The following is a 13,886-nucleotide window of genomic DNA, read 5'->3' on the forward strand; positions in this document are numbered from 1 at the left end:
CGGCTCCCCGCTGCCCAGCTCATCGAGGGATGGTTCATGGACGTCACATCAGTACAACGTGACGCAAACAACTTCGACTTCCTGCGATTCTTCGCCGCTTCGGCAGTTGTCATCGGCCATTGCTATTGGCTGTCGGGAGCCGGCGATATCGAACCGGTACGGCTGTTCACCGGATCGATGGATACCGCCGACATTGCCGTGAACCTGTTCTTCGTAATGAGCGGCTTTTTGATCGCCGCCTCATGGATGAACAGTCGCAGCGTTCTGGACTTCGCCGCCAAACGCACCCTGCGAATTTTTCCGGCGTTGTGCGTATCGGTCTTACTCACTGCGTTCGTCGTCGGGCCACTAGCGACCGGGCTATCGCTGAAGGCATACCTTCTCAATAGCCAGACCCTGGGCTACCTCGGCAACATGGCCCTGATCACGCAATTTCATCTGCCGGCCGTCTTCACCGACAACCCCTTTCCCGGCACCGTCAATGGATCGGTCTGGACGTTGCCCTACGAAGTGCTGATGTACGCCTCATTGCTGGCGATGGGGCTGCTCAAGTTATTCGGGCGAATCGCCGTGCTGACCGTGCCGGCGATGTTGATGTTGATCCATTTCCAGTTGGCACCTGGCCTGGGGCTGGACAGCGACATTCTGCGTAAGTCCACCCGGCTGGGGATGTTCTTCTTCCTCGGTTCGGCGCTGTACCTATATCGCAGAAATCTGCCCTGGAACTGGAAGGTCGCCCTGAGCCTGCTCGCGCTTTCGCTGCTCAGTGCCAAAACTGAGCTATGGCTGTACATCCACGTTCTGACATTGCCTTACTTGACCATCTATCTGGCACACCTGCGGATTCCACGATTGTCCGGATTCGGCAGGTATGGCGATTTCTCCTACGGCATCTACATTTTCAGCTTCCCGATCCAGCAGTTGCTGATGCACTGGTTCAGCCCGCAGTTGCCGCTGGGCGCATTCATGGTGATCAGCCTCTTTGCAAGCATTGCCATCGCAGCGTTGTCCTGGCATTGGATCGAGTCCCCGGCATTACGGCTGAAACGCTATCTGCCTGGGGCTCGCGAGCGTGCCGCCCGTATAGACCTCAGCCCTGCCCCCTGATTTCTACCTACCCGATAGAACCGTCCGTTCGATTTGCCGCAGAAAATTGCGACGGGCCTGGAGGCCCATAGCTAAACCCCCTACCATGCATCGCGATTCCCTTCTGCTTATCGACAATCAGATTTCATGTCTTTTGCCCTACTGTTTCGCGTAGACCTGCGGCGGCTGATTGTGACGCTGGCGATTCTCAGCGGGCTGATTACGCTGAGCATCAGCTTCTATGCGAGTTATCAGGTGCAGCGCGAATCGCTCATCGACAGCACCCTCGAGGCCAATCGGGCCTACGCGGCCAAACTGGCCGTCGGCACCGAAACCTTCTTCGATTCGGTGCAGCAGCAGCTCCGATACAGCGCAGACATCCTGGCAGAGCAGTTCGATGATGAGACGCTGCGCAGGGAGGTCGAACGACTGCAGTTGCAGACGAACAGCTTCAACACCGTCGTCGTCACCGACGTCCGAAGTGTGGTGCGGGCGATTTCGCCCAACAGCGAGCCGCTGATCGGGTACCAACTGGGTTCACCCGGCGCGCAAGAAGCACTTCGAGAGCGACGACCGCTGATCAGCAGCCCCTACATTTCAGCGCTCGGGACGCTCGTGATCTCGATATCCCAACCGATCCTCGATGACGACGGCACGTACCTTGGCTACATCGGCGGTGTCATCAGCCTCAAGGAGCCGAACATTCTCAACAGCATGCTCGGTGAGCATTTTTACCAGGACGGTTCCTACCTGTACGCGATAGACCAGAATCGGCGGTTGCTCTACCACCCGGACCCCAAACGCCTCGGCACTGTCGTCGGGGAAAATGCGGTCATCGACCGGGTTGTCAGCGGCGAGTCGGGTAGCCAGCGGGTCATCAACAGCCAGGGACAAGACATGCTGGCCGGTTTTGCCGCGGTGCCGACCGCGCGCTGGGGCATCATCGCGCAACGCCCGACCGCGGTGACGCTACACCCGCTCGACGATTTGATGCTTGAAGTTTTGCGCCAAACGGCCCCCCTCGCACTGCTGACCTTCGTTGGCGTCTGGTGGTTATCCGGGCTGATTTCGCGTCCGCTCTGGCAACTGGCCAAGAGCGCAGGCGGGATGGATGCTCCCACCAGCGCGGAACGTATCCAGCGCATCCGTTCCTGGTATTTCGAGGCCGCACAACTCAAGCGGGCGATGCAGTTGGGCATCAGCCTAATGCATCAACGCATTGGCAAACTCAACCTCGATGCCCAGACCGATCCCTTGACCGGTCTGCACAACCGCCGCGGACTGACCCTTGCCTTGGAGGCTCTAAGTTCGGAAGGCCATTCATTCGCGGTTGTAGCCCTGGACATCGACCACTTCAAACGCATCAACGACAGTTACGGTCATGACGCTGGCGATCAGGTCATTCGTCAGCTAGCGCAATTGATGACCGCGTGCTCGCGGGAAGCCGATACCCTTTGCCGAAGTGGTGGCGAAGAATTTCTGATGTTGTTGCCGAACACCAATGTCGAATCGGCGTTGCGGGTTGCCGAACGCTTGCGCCGTTGCGTCGAGCAAAAGCAGATCCCACCGCTGGGTCATATCAGCATTTCCCTCGGAATCGCCGTCTGGCCCATACACGCCGATAACATCGAGCGCGTCCTCAAGCTGGCCGACGGCGCGCTGTACCGGGCCAAGCAGCACGGCCGCAATCGCTCGGAAGTCGCCGAACTGGATCGGGATCAAGCTTTGGATTTCAACCGGGACGGTTGAAACGATTCAGGCTCGATCATGCTAATGCCACCTGGCGCCTGAGCCTCAGATGAGCAACGAAAGCCGCAGAAATAGCTGTATACTCGCGCGCTTTTTTACGCTTGGTGTCCTGAGGGTTACTCGATGAGCAAAGCGCCTACCGTTGGATTTGTTTCACTTGGCTGCCCTAAAGCCACTGTGGACTCCGAACGCATCCTGACCCAGCTGCGTATGGAGGGGTACCAGATCGTACCCACCTATCAGGACGCCGACGTGGTGGTGGTCAACACCTGCGGCTTCATCGATAGCGCCAAGGCCGAATCGCTGGATGCAATCGGTGAAGCCATCGCCGAGAACGGCAAGGTGATCGTTACCGGCTGCATGGGCGTGGCTGAAGACAACATCCGCAATGTGCACCCCAGCGTGCTGGCTGTCACCGGTCCGCAGCAATACGAGCAAGTCGTCAATGCCGTGCACGAAGTGGTGCCGCCCAACATTGATCATGACCCCTTCGTCGATCTGGTTCCGCCGCAGGGCATCAAGCTGACGCCGCGTCACTACGCCTATCTGAAGATATCCGAAGGCTGCAACCACACCTGCAGCTTCTGCATCATCCCCTCCATGCGAGGCAAGCTGGTCAGCCGTCAGGTGGGCGATGTGCTCAGCGAAGCCGAGCGCCTGGTCAAGGCTGGCGTCAAGGAGATCCTAGTGATCTCTCAGGACACCAGCGCTTATGGCGTCGACGTAAAGTATAAAACCGATTTCTGGAACGGCCAGCCGGTCAAGACGCGCATGCTGGAGCTCTGCCAGGCGCTGTCGAGCATGGGGGTGTGGGTACGTCTGCATTACGTCTACCCCTACCCGAATGTCGATGACGTGATTCCCCTGATGGCCGAAGGCAAGCTGCTTCCCTACCTGGATATCCCGTTCCAGCACGCCAGCCCAAAGGTGCTCAAGGCCATGAAACGCCCGGCCTTCGAGGACAAGACCCTGGCGCGCATCAAGAAGTGGCGCGAGATCTGCCCGCAACTGACCATTCGCTCGACCTTCATTGTTGGCTTCCCAGGCGAGACCGAGGAGGACTTCCAGTACCTGCTCGACTGGCTGACCGAAGCGCAGCTGGACCGCGTCGGTTGCTTCCAGTATTCCCCGGTCGAGGGCGCACCGGCCGAGGAACTGGACCTCGAGCGGGTACCGGATGAGGTCAAGCAGGATCGCTGGGACCGCTTCATGGCCCATCAGCAAGCCATCAGCGCCGCTCGTCTGGAGCGCAAGATCGGCCAGGAAATCGAAGTACTGATCGACGAGGTCGATGAAGACGGCGCTATCGGTCGCTCCTACGCCGATGCTCCGGAAATCGATGGCATGGTTTACGTCGACAGCGAGCATCCACTGCAGCCTGGCGACAAGGTCTGGGTCCGCGTGACCAATGCCGACGAGTACGATCTATGGGCTGAGACGATCTAAGCGAGTAAACGGCGCCTTAGCAGGCATCTGCCAGAGGTGCCCGCCAACCAGAGCGAACTGCCACGATTGAGCCGAGCCGGCTAAAGGAAAACGCCCCGACTGCTTAACTGCATCGGGGCGTTTGTTTTTATGTCTTGGGAGCTACGTGTAGGCTCCCTCGCCAGATGTACCCATAAACGAAAAGCCCGTATCGAGTGATACGGGCATCGTTCTGCTTGCCTCTAGTCCGCCAGGATTACAACCTGACGGACAGGGCTTCGATACAGCGAAAGCCTTACTGTGCAGCGGCCTCTTCGGCAGCCTCGGGCTCGACTTCGGCGGCAGGGGCCTCTTCAGTTTCGTCGCCTTTGATGCCTAGCAGCTCAAGATCGAAGACCAGCACCGAGTTGGCCGGGATCAGCGGGCTCGGGCTTTGCTCGCCGTACGCCAGCTCGCTCGGGATGTACAGCTTGTACTTCTCGCCTACATGCATCAGTTGCAGCCCTTCGACCCAACCCGGAATCACACCACCAACGGGCAGGTCGATCGGAGAACCACGCTTGATCGAGCTATCGAAAACGGTGCCGTCGGTCAGGCTGCCTTCGTAATGAACGGTGACGACGTCATTCGGACCAGGCTGAGGGCCATCGGCTTCCTTGATCACCTCATATTGCAGGCCGGATTCGGTGGTCTTCACGCCTTCACGCTTGGCGTTCTCTTCAAGGAATTTTTTCCCGGCTGCAACCGCCTCTTCGTTCATTTTGACCATGCGCTCTTCGGCACGTGTCTGCAGATAGGCAAAGGCCTCCATCAGCTCCTCGTCGGTCAGCTTCTGCTCCTGCTTGGTCAGGGCATCGTCGATGCCCTGCGCAACAGCGACCGAGTCGAGATCATCCATCCCTTCCTGCGCCAGGCTCTTGCCCATGTTCAGGCCAATGCCGTAGGACGCCTTCTGCGCCGGAGTTTCCAGCTTGGCGCTGGTTTCCGAATCACAGCCCGTCAGGACCAGGCCAACCAGGGCTATCGCAGACGCCAAACGATGATGTCTCATTCTGTTTCCTTAAATGCGCTTGAAAGGGTGAGGCGAAATCAATTGCCGGAGCTTAACAGTCGCCCCCGACAGTGGCTACCGAGCGTACCGATGTAAAGAGTAAAGACAGCGCAAAGAAAGGAAGTGCCGCACGAAACGCGCGAACAGAGCGTGGAGCTCTCTTTTTACCGCGCTCCGCTGGTGGGCTGAAGCGGAACGCCGCCGGCCCACCCTACAAACGCCTGGGCTTGGCGAATGTCGGTCGACAGGTGGTTTCGCGAATCGAAGGCAAAAAAAAAGCGACCCTAAGGTCGCTTTTTCTCGTGCTATCAAGGCGTTCAGTGGTCCCTGATAACGAATATGGCGCAGCGGACGGGACTCGAACCCGCGACCCCCGGCGTGACAGGCCGGTATTCTAACCGACTGAACTACCGCTGCGCTAAACCTCGAGTGGTGGGTGATGACGGGATCGAACCGCCGACCCTCTGCTTGTAAGGCAGATGCTCTCCCAGCTGAGCTAATCACCCTTTCAGTGCACTCGCTTGTTTGCGTTTGCTCTCGAAGTGGGGCGCATTCTAGAGAGGGTTCCGAACCTTGGCAAGCCCCTTTTGCAAAAAAAATTGATGAACTTACAAAGACTTAGCAAAGCCTCTGTTTATTGCCACTTTTTGTGGTTTCCATCGGCAATGCCGTGCGGCAGGGTTGGCCTGCGTTCCCGGGAGGGGAATAATGCGCGCTTTGCTTTTACCGGAGTTCCAAATCGCCATGTGGTTTCGCAACCTACTCGTCTACCGTCTCACCCAAAACGTCCCTTTCGATGTCGAGACACTTGAAGCTGCATTGGCCGCCAAGCCCGCCCGCCCCTGTGCCAGCCAGGAGCTGAGCACCTATGGTTTCGTCGCGCCCCTCGGTAAGGGCGAAGATGCGCCTCTGGTGCACGCCAGCCAGGGCTTTTTGCTGATCTCCACACGCAAGGAAGAGCGCATCCTGCCTGGCAGCGTGGTCAAGGACGCACTGAAGGAAAAGGTCGACGAGATCGAAAACGAGCAGATGCGCAAGGTCTACAAGAAAGAACGCGATCAGCTCAAAGACGACATCATCCAGTCCTTTCTGCCGCGCGCCTTCATCCGCAAGTCCGGTACCTTCGCCGCCATCGCCCCGCAGCAGGGCCTGATTCTGGTCGATTCATCCAGTCCCAAGCGCGCCGAGGACTTGCTCTCTACCCTACGCGAAGCCATCGGCTCGCTGCCGGTGCGTCCGTTGACCGTCAAGATCGCTCCTTCGGCGACCATGACCGAATGGGTGAAAACCCAGAAAGCTGCCGATGACTTTTTCGTGCTCGACGAATGCGAGCTGCGCGATACGCACGAGGATGGTGGCGTGGTGCGCTGCAAACGCCAGGATCTGACCAGCGACGAAATCCAGCAGCATCTGGAAGTCGGCAAGCAGGTCACTCAGCTTTCGCTGGGCTGGCAGGACAAGCTGTCCTTCGTGCTCGACGACAAGCTGGTGATCAAGCGTCTACGCTTCGAAGAGCTGCTGCAGGATCAGGCCGAACAGGACGGCGGTGACGACGATCTCGGCCAACAGGACGCCAGCTTCCTGCTGATGATGCTGACCTTCGGCGAATTCCTACCCGCGCTGTTCGAGGCCCTGGGTGGTGAGGAGATCCCGCAGGGCATCTAAACTGCCCTAGGGTCTGTTGCCATTTCGCCGCGGCCGCGACGGATCCGGTTTTAGCGCGAGACAAGGCACGAGTCGCGCAGTTTGGTCATTCCAAATAAGCGACGAGAAACGCCGTATCGCGCTAAAACCGGCCCGTCCCTCCGGGTTGCGCGGCAAATGATGCCATGCGGCGTTGCGGGACTTGGCAAGGGAACGACCATTACCTGCGTCCCGCGTCTTGCCTGGCGTCATTTGGCGCAGCAACGCGGCTTGCAGCGAAACGGCAACAGACCCTAGCGCCGTCGGCCTGACTGACGGCGTACTCTCAATAATTACAAGATAAGCCCAATGCGTGCCCTCGCCGCCCTCGCCGCCCTCAGCCGCTTTGTCGGCAATACCTTCGCCCTCTGGGTCCTGCTGTTCGCCGTTCTCGCCTTCTTCCTGCCCAGCTGGTTTCTACCCGCCACCGCTTGGATCGTCCCGTTGCTGGGACTGGTCATGTTCGGCATGGGCCTTACGTTGAAAGCGACCGATTTCGCGGAAGTCGCGCGCCGCCCGCTTTGGGTGGCGTTGGGTGTCGGGGCGCAGTTTCTGATCATGCCGGCCTTGGCCTGGCTGCTCTGCAAGTTGCTGGGGTTGCCGGCCGAGATCGCCGTCGGGGTGATTCTGGTGGGCTGCTGCCCGGGCGGTACCGCGTCCAACGTGATCGCCTGGTTCTCTCGCGGTGATGTGGCGCTATCGGTGGCGATCACCGCTGTCACCACGCTGCTCGCCCCGCTGGTAACGCCCGCGTTGATCTGGCTGCTCGCCTCAGCTTGGCTGCCGGTCAACTTCGGCGCTCTGTTCATGTCCATCGTCCAGATCGTGCTGCTACCAATCGCTCTTGGCCTGATCGCACGCCGCCTGCTGGGTAACCGTGTACACCATGTGATCGAAGTACTGCCGCTGGTTTCGGTGGTCAGCATCGTGATCATCGTCGCCGCCGTGGTTGCGGCGAGCCAGGCCAAGATTGCGGAGTCGGGCTTGCTGATCATGGCGGTGGTGATGCTGCACAACGGTCTGGGGCTTAGCCTCGGCTACTTTGTCGGACGCCTCTTCGGCCTGCCGCTGGCGCAGCGCAAAACACTTTCGATCGAAGTCGGCATGCAGAACTCTGGCCTCGGTGCGGCCTTGGCCAGCGCGCACTTTTCGCCCCTGGCGGCGGTACCCAGCGCGCTGTTCAGCGTCTGGCATAACCTCTCCGGCGCGCTGCTCGCAACTGTCTACCGCCGGATGAAGGATCAGGAGCAGCAAGCCAGCTAATCGCACGCCCCATTGGTCCGGGCCGCTTGCCCGGGCCATTTCCTTGTGCACAATAGCGCCTGCTGAGGACGACCTCAGGCTGCACAGACGCATCGGGGACGGCCCCACCCACATCACCGTCCCGTAGAGGTGCACATGTCCTGGATCATTCTGTTTCTCGCCGGTCTGTTCGAGATTGGCTGGGCCGTTGGCCTGAAGTACACCGATGGGTTTACCCGTCCGCTTCCCACCGTGCTTACGGTCGCCGCGATGCTGATCAGCCTTGGATTGCTGGGTCTGGCGATGAAGGAATTGCCGCTTGGTACGGCCTACGCCATCTGGACCGGCGTAGGCGCGGTTGGCACCGTAATTGCCGGCATCATCCTGTTCGGCGAGTCGATGAGTTTGGTTCGCCTGGGCAGCGTACTGCTGATCTGTACCGGCTTGCTGGGCTTGAAACTCAGCCATTAACAGACCTTTTTTCACGCCCGTTAGACACCGAGGCAGCCGGCCGAACGCCTGCTGCCTCGCTCGTCAGCCGTGCAGCGCTGGCTCGCGGTAGTGCCTCGCGCAGGCCGCACCATCGGCGCGGAATAGGTGACATTTGTTAGCCAATAGCCCAGTGGCATAAGGCTGGCCGACGGCAACGCGACGATTGCCATCGCTGGCTACCGCAACCATGTCATCCACGCCTTCGAAGTTCAGGTGCAGCAGGTTGTGATCGCCGAGTCGCTCGGCCACTGCAATCTCGCCGTTGAAGACAAAATCCGCTTGTTCGGCATCGACGAAATGCTCGGGCCGAACGCCGAGCGTCAACGCATCGCCTGGGTTGATCAGCGTGCCATCCACCGGCACCCGCAAGGCGCTGCCACCCGGCATCGTCACCTCTACCGACTCGGCGTCCGCACGCAATACGCGCACGGGCAGGAAATTCATCTGTGGCGAGCCGATGAAGCCGGCGACGAACTGGTTTTTCGGATAGTGATACAGCTCCAGCGGTGGCCCGACCTGAGCGATACGCCCGGCGTTGAGCACGACGATCTTGTCGGCCAACGTCATGGCTTCGACCTGATCGTGGGTCACGTAGATCATCGTCGCCTTGAGACGCTGATGCAGGCGCGAGATTTCGATGCGCATCTGCACGCGGAGGAAGGCATCGAGATTCGACAGCGGCTCGTCGAACAAAAACACCTTGGGTTCGCGGACCATGGTGCGCCCGATGGCAACCCGTTGGCGCTGCCCACCGGACAGATCTTTTGGCTTGCGGTCGAGCAGTTTGTCGAGTTGCAGAATCTTTGCCACCGAATCCACGCGTTGTTTTATCTCGGCTTTGTCGATCTTCGCCAGTTTCAAGCCGAATGCCATGTTTTCGGCGACATTCATATGCGGATAGAGCGCATAGGACTGAAATACCATCCCCACGGAGCGATCCATCGGCGGCAGTTCGTTGACCCGCTCGCCGTCGATCTGCAGCTCGCCGTCGGTGATGTCCTCGAGGCCGGCGATCAGCCGCAGCAGCGTCGACTTGCCACAGCCGGACGGGCCGACGAACACCACGAATTCGCCATCGGCGATATCCAGATCGATACCGCAGGTGATGGGGACGTCTTCATAGCTCTTGCAGATATTGCGCAGGGTTACGCTGGCCATTCTTGTTGTTCTCCTTCAAACAGCCGCCGCGACGAATCGCGGCGAGCGGCAGGCCGGTCGAAACGAAGCAAGCGCCTCGTCCCTACCGGTCGACTCATCCGAGCCGGCGCGCGAATCCGAATCCATGCGCTGGCAAGTGTACGCAGTGGCTTTCGAAAACGGCCGTCGCCGAGGGCACATCCAGCCCTTCGACCGGTGCCGACAGATCGAAGTGCCGCGCACTGTCGCCCATGTTGAACAGGCAGACCCAGACTTCTTCATCCAGACGGCGCTCGTAGACCAGCAGCGCATCGTCGTGGTGGATGGTGCGCATACTGCCTTCGATCAGCAAGCGCTGATCCTGGCGCCAGGCGAGGAAGCGACGGTAGATGTTGAGCATGGAGTTCGAGTCAGGTTCCTGGGCGGCCACCGACAGCGGCAGGTGTTTGTCGGCCAGCGGCAACCAGGGCTGCTCGCGGCTGAAGCCACCGTGCTGGTCCTGATCGTGCCAGGGCATCGGCGTGCGGCAACCGTCGCGTCCCTTGAATTCGGGCCAGAAGCGGATGCCATAAGGATCGACCAACTGCTCGAATTGCAGCTCGGCTTCGTCCAGGCCCAGCTCCTCGCCCTGATACAGGCACACGCTGCCACGCATCGACAGCAGCATCGCCATGAACATCCGCCCGCGCGCATGATCCGGCTGGCTCGCCAGTGCCCAGCGGCTCATCACCCGCACCACATCGTGGTTGCCGATCGACCAGCACGGCCAGCCGTCGACCAGCTCGCGCTCGACACAATCGATGGTGTGCCGCAGAAAACCCGGACTGCACTGTTCGGTGAGCAGATCGAAAGAATAAGCCATGTGCAGGGCGTCGCCTCCGCCGGTATAGGCCGCCATGGTGCTCAGGGAATGATCGCAACCGATTTCGGCCACGGTGGCGCTGCCTGGATAACGATCGAGCAATTGCCGAATGCGGCGCAGGAAGCCCAGGTTTTCCGGCTGAGTCTTGTCGTACACATGCTTTTGGAACGCGTAGGGATTATCGAGCCGCACGCCGATGCTGCCCTCGCGAATGTCATGGTTCGGCGGGTTGTCGCGCAACTCGCGGTCATGGAAATAGAAATTCGCCGCGTCCAGACGGAAGCCGTCGACGCCTAGCTTCAGCCAGAACTCCATATCATCGAGCAGCTGCTGCTGGACTTCTTCGCAGTGGAAGTTGAGATCCGGCTGGCTGGAGAGGAAGTTGTGCAAGTAGTACTGCTTGCGCCGGCTGTCCCAGGTCCAAGCCGGACCGCCGAACACCGACAGCCAGTTGTTGGGCACCGTGCCGTCGTCCTTCGCGTCGGCCCAGACGTACCAGTCGGCCTTGGGATTGTCGCGGCTGGAGCGGCTTTCCTTGAACCAGGCGTGCTGGTCCGAGGAATGATTGAGCACCTGATCGATCAGGATACGAATGCCGCGCGAATGGGCGACGTCAATGACCTGCTTGAAGTCTTCCAACGTACCGAACAGCGGATCCACGCCGCGGTAGTCGGACACGTCATAGCCAAAATCCTTCATGGGCGAAGTGAAGAATGGAGAGAGCCAGATAGCATCGACGTTGAGGCTGGCGATGTAGTCGATCTTCTCGACCACACCCAGCAGATCGCCGACCCCATCGCCATTGCTGTCGAAAAAGCTGCGCGGGTAAACCTGATAAATGACGCCGCCGCGCCACCAGTCATTGCGATTCATACAACCAACCTTGGATGCTTGGGGAACACGCCGCCACTCTAGGTGCGTCAAACCACCGCAACATCCTCCCGCGCGTCGATTGTCGAGGCGTATGAACCCGGCGTAGAGAGGCTCCGTAAAGGGGGCGTAGTGCCGGTCACGACCATCGAATCAGCGACCCGAATATTTCGTCATAAAACCGTCGACAAACAAGCGAATCGACACTTATCTGTCACGAGCGGCTTATAGGATCAGTGCAGTTCCAGGACTGACCCCGTAGTAGCTGCCGCGCCCAGCACTCCCCTGCGCCGCCGCACCAGCCAGGAGCGACACGCATCCCCAACCCCATGGAGAGACGAAATGTTCAAGTGCAAGCCCCTCGCAGCCGCCATCATCGCAATCCTCGCCACCCAGGCTTATGCCGACGAAAACAGCGCAGAGCAAAACCAGTCGGGTGCCGACAACATCGCGGAAGTGGCCCAGACTGGCGGCCAGGACAACCTGTCCTATCAATCGCAGATCGGCGCGAACAATGACGGAACGGTCACCCAGGACCAGGCGATGATGTCGGATGCCGTCCAGACCCAGACGGGCGATCTGAACTCCGCCGACATCGTGCAGAACTCGACGGAGCAGAGCGAAGCGGTTCAGTTGCAGAACGGCGACAACCACGACGCGAGCATCGTCCAGACCGACACCTTTGGTGCCAGCGCGCGTCAGTACCAGGAAGGCAGCTTTAACACCGCAATCACTGAGCAGACCTCCGCCAACCTGAGCACTGCCGTGACCGAGCAGGACGGTAACGACAACTTCGCCGAAACCATCCAGAGCAACACCGAATCGAGCCTGTCCGAGCAGCTGCAGATCGGTAACGACAACGTTTCGCTGGTATGGCAGGAAGGCGGCGCACGCAACGACGGCTTCGTCGAGCAGCAAGGCGACGGCAACGACGCGACCGTCTATCAGGTGAATGCCTTCGACTCCAGCGCTGAGGTCGTCCAACAAGGCGATCTGCAGACCGCATCGGTGATGCAGGAAGGCTCGGAACATAGCGCCAGCGTTCAATCGCAAGGGCTGATGAACGAGGCTTACATCGACCAGAGCGGCTCGCTGCAAACTGCCTCGATCTACCAGGACGGTACATCGAACAGCGCCGACATTTTCCAGGCAGGCGAAAGCAACAACGCCAGCACCGAGCAGACCGGCGAAAACAACTACGTCACCATCGACCAGCTCGACGGCAACTTCCAGACCGCTTCGCTGCAGCAAACCGGCCAGTACAACGAGGCCTACCTCACTCAGCAAGGCTCGGATCACCTGATCGACTTCGCTCAGGACGGTTCAGACAACCTGCTCACCGCTGAGCAACGCGGCAATGGCAACGAGCTGACCGGTTCGAGCTATGGCGATAACAACCGCGTGGACGTGCTGCAGGACGGCGATCTCAATGTGGCCGATATCCAGCAGATCTACGGCTCCGACAACGAGGTCAGCCTGATGCAGACCGGCGAAGGTCATCTGGCTCAGGTGTTGCAAGGCGGCACCGCCAACCAGGCGATTCTCGATCAGAGCGGCATGGGTAACAGCGCAATGGTGTCGCAAATGGGCTCGGGCAACATGGCCATCGTGACCCAGCAGTAAGCGATATCGGCAGCCGGCCCATGTGGCCGGTTGCCCTCCCCTTAGCGACTGCGTGCTGGGTTACCGACCACCGTCGCTCCTACCGCTACATCTCGAGTCACCACACTTCCTGCGCCGATCAAGGCACCATCGCCGATGGTCACGCCCGGCAGGATGATCGCGCCGCCGCCGATCCACACGTTTTCACCGATGATCACCGGACGCCCATATTCCAAGCCGCTTCGGCGCTCCTCGGCACCGCGCGGATGGTCCGCAGCGTAGATTTGTACGGCCGGCCCGATCTGCGTGCCGGCACCGACTCGCACCTCGACCACATCGAGAATCACGCAGTTGAAATTCAGGAATACGCCTTCGCCCAGGCGGATGTTGTAGCCGTAATCGCAGTGAAACGGCGGCCGTATCACCGTGCCTTCGCCGACGCTGCCAAACAACTCGCCCAGCATGGCCCGACGCACTGCGGCGGTTTCGCCGAGCGCGGCGTTGTAACGCACCATCCAAGCCTTGGCCGCGGCCTGGTCGGCCTGCAGCTCGGCGTCGCCCGGCTGATACAGCTCGCCGGCCAGCATCTTCTGTTTTTCGCTCATGGACATGGTCTGGCTCCAGGGATGGGAAAACCGCACCCGCCCTTGGACCGGACGGATGCGTGATCGCTCGCAACGATGCCGG

Annotated in this window: 11 protein-coding genes and 2 tRNA genes; 7 read left to right on the plus strand and 6 right to left on the minus strand. The window is 60.0% G+C overall.

Annotation, left to right across the window (positions count from 1 at the left end; all coding sequences use genetic code 11):
* Positions 1-36: 36 nt before the first annotated feature.
* The 3 genes from NA645_RS00140 to rimO all read left to right on the plus strand — a co-directional run bounded on the left by NA645_RS00140 (position 37) and on the right by rimO (position 4,281).
* Complete coding sequence (locus NA645_RS00140; RefSeq protein ID WP_256046926.1) at positions 37-1,107, plus strand: acyltransferase family protein; 1,071 nt, start codon at positions 37-39, stop codon at positions 1,105-1,107.
* A 126-nt stretch (positions 1,108-1,233) separates the two neighbouring features.
* Entirely contained in the window at positions 1,234-2,835 is a 1,602-nt protein-coding gene (locus tag NA645_RS00145; RefSeq protein WP_256046927.1) for a sensor domain-containing diguanylate cyclase, read from the plus strand.
* Between the two features lie 123 nt (positions 2,836-2,958).
* Positions 2,959-4,281, plus strand: a complete 1,323-nt coding sequence (rimO, locus tag NA645_RS00150) for a 30S ribosomal protein S12 methylthiotransferase RimO (RefSeq protein ID WP_256046928.1) — start codon at positions 2,959-2,961, stop codon at positions 4,279-4,281.
* 274 nt (positions 4,282-4,555) lie between these two features.
* Here the strand turns inward: rimO and NA645_RS00155 are convergent, their stop codons facing one another.
* The 3 genes from NA645_RS00155 to NA645_RS00165 form a co-directional block, all read right to left on the minus strand.
* Positions 4,556-5,311 (minus strand): FKBP-type peptidyl-prolyl cis-trans isomerase, encoded by a 756-nt coding sequence (locus NA645_RS00155; RefSeq protein ID WP_256046929.1) that lies wholly within the window; start codon positions 5,309-5,311, stop codon positions 4,556-4,558.
* Between the two features lie 340 nt (positions 5,312-5,651).
* Positions 5,652-5,728 (minus strand) — tRNA-Asp (locus NA645_RS00160).
* A 13-nt stretch (positions 5,729-5,741) separates the two neighbouring features.
* Positions 5,742-5,817, minus strand: a tRNA-Val gene (locus NA645_RS00165).
* A 238-nt stretch (positions 5,818-6,055) separates the two neighbouring features.
* Between NA645_RS00165 and rdgC the strand changes: the two genes are divergently transcribed.
* The 3 genes from rdgC to sugE all read left to right on the plus strand — a co-directional run bounded on the left by rdgC (position 6,056) and on the right by sugE (position 8,707).
* Entirely contained in the window at positions 6,056-6,976 is a 921-nt protein-coding gene (gene rdgC, locus NA645_RS00170; protein ID WP_197445696.1) for a recombination-associated protein RdgC, read from the plus strand.
* Between the two features lie 327 nt (positions 6,977-7,303).
* Positions 7,304-8,257 carry a bile acid:sodium symporter family protein gene (locus NA645_RS00175; protein ID WP_256046930.1) on the plus strand — a complete coding sequence of 318 codons (954 nt, stop codon included), beginning with the start codon at positions 7,304-7,306 and terminating at the stop codon, positions 8,255-8,257.
* Positions 8,258-8,392: 135 nt separating this feature from the next.
* Positions 8,393-8,707 (plus strand): quaternary ammonium compound efflux SMR transporter SugE, encoded by a 315-nt coding sequence (gene sugE, locus NA645_RS00180; protein ID WP_131650348.1) that lies wholly within the window; start codon positions 8,393-8,395, stop codon positions 8,705-8,707.
* 63 nt (positions 8,708-8,770) lie between these two features.
* Here sugE and malK read toward each other — a convergent pair whose 3' ends face one another.
* Positions 8,771-9,886 (minus strand): maltose/maltodextrin ABC transporter ATP-binding protein MalK, encoded by a 1,116-nt coding sequence (malK, locus tag NA645_RS00185; RefSeq protein WP_256046931.1) that lies wholly within the window; start codon positions 9,884-9,886, stop codon positions 8,771-8,773.
* A gap of 94 nt (positions 9,887-9,980) precedes the next feature.
* Positions 9,981-11,600, minus strand: a complete 1,620-nt coding sequence (locus NA645_RS00190; protein WP_256046932.1) for an alpha-glucosidase — start codon at positions 11,598-11,600, stop codon at positions 9,981-9,983.
* Positions 11,601-11,939: 339 nt separating this feature from the next.
* Between NA645_RS00190 and NA645_RS00195 the strand changes: the two genes are divergently transcribed.
* Positions 11,940-13,220, plus strand: a complete 1,281-nt coding sequence (locus tag NA645_RS00195; protein WP_256046933.1) for a hypothetical protein — start codon at positions 11,940-11,942, stop codon at positions 13,218-13,220.
* 41 nt (positions 13,221-13,261) lie between these two features.
* On the opposite strand, the gene NA645_RS00200 is transcribed toward NA645_RS00195, so the two are convergent.
* The gene (locus NA645_RS00200) at positions 13,262-13,810 is read right to left on the minus strand and encodes a sugar O-acetyltransferase (protein ID WP_256046934.1); all 549 of its coding nucleotides are present in this window, start codon (positions 13,808-13,810) and stop codon (positions 13,262-13,264) included.
* Between the last annotated feature and the right edge of the window lie 76 nt (positions 13,811-13,886).

This window comes from Stutzerimonas stutzeri (genome assembly GCF_024448955.1).
GTDB classification, from domain to species: Bacteria; Pseudomonadota; Gammaproteobacteria; order Pseudomonadales; family Pseudomonadaceae; genus Stutzerimonas; species Stutzerimonas stutzeri_AQ.

Coding starts and splice junctions, on each gene's coding strand:
- NA645_RS00140 (WP_256046926.1), top strand. CDS start 37: ATGGACGTCACATCAGTACAACGTGACGCAAACAACTTCGACTTCCTG.
- NA645_RS00145 (WP_256046927.1), top strand. CDS start 1,234: ATGTCTTTTGCCCTACTGTTTCGCGTAGACCTGCGGCGGCTGATTGTG.
- rimO (WP_256046928.1), top strand. CDS start 2,959: ATGAGCAAAGCGCCTACCGTTGGATTTGTTTCACTTGGCTGCCCTAAA.
- NA645_RS00155 (WP_256046929.1), bottom strand. CDS start 5,311: ATGAGACATCATCGTTTGGCGTCTGCGATAGCCCTGGTTGGCCTGGTC.
- rdgC (WP_197445696.1), top strand. CDS start 6,056: ATGTGGTTTCGCAACCTACTCGTCTACCGTCTCACCCAAAACGTCCCT.
- NA645_RS00175 (WP_256046930.1), top strand. CDS start 7,304: ATGCGTGCCCTCGCCGCCCTCGCCGCCCTCAGCCGCTTTGTCGGCAAT.
- sugE (WP_131650348.1), top strand. CDS start 8,393: ATGTCCTGGATCATTCTGTTTCTCGCCGGTCTGTTCGAGATTGGCTGG.
- malK (WP_256046931.1), bottom strand. CDS start 9,886: ATGGCCAGCGTAACCCTGCGCAATATCTGCAAGAGCTATGAAGACGTC.
- NA645_RS00190 (WP_256046932.1), bottom strand. CDS start 11,600: ATGAATCGCAATGACTGGTGGCGCGGCGGCGTCATTTATCAGGTTTAC.
- NA645_RS00195 (WP_256046933.1), top strand. CDS start 11,940: ATGTTCAAGTGCAAGCCCCTCGCAGCCGCCATCATCGCAATCCTCGCC.
- NA645_RS00200 (WP_256046934.1), bottom strand. CDS start 13,810: ATGTCCATGAGCGAAAAACAGAAGATGCTGGCCGGCGAGCTGTATCAG.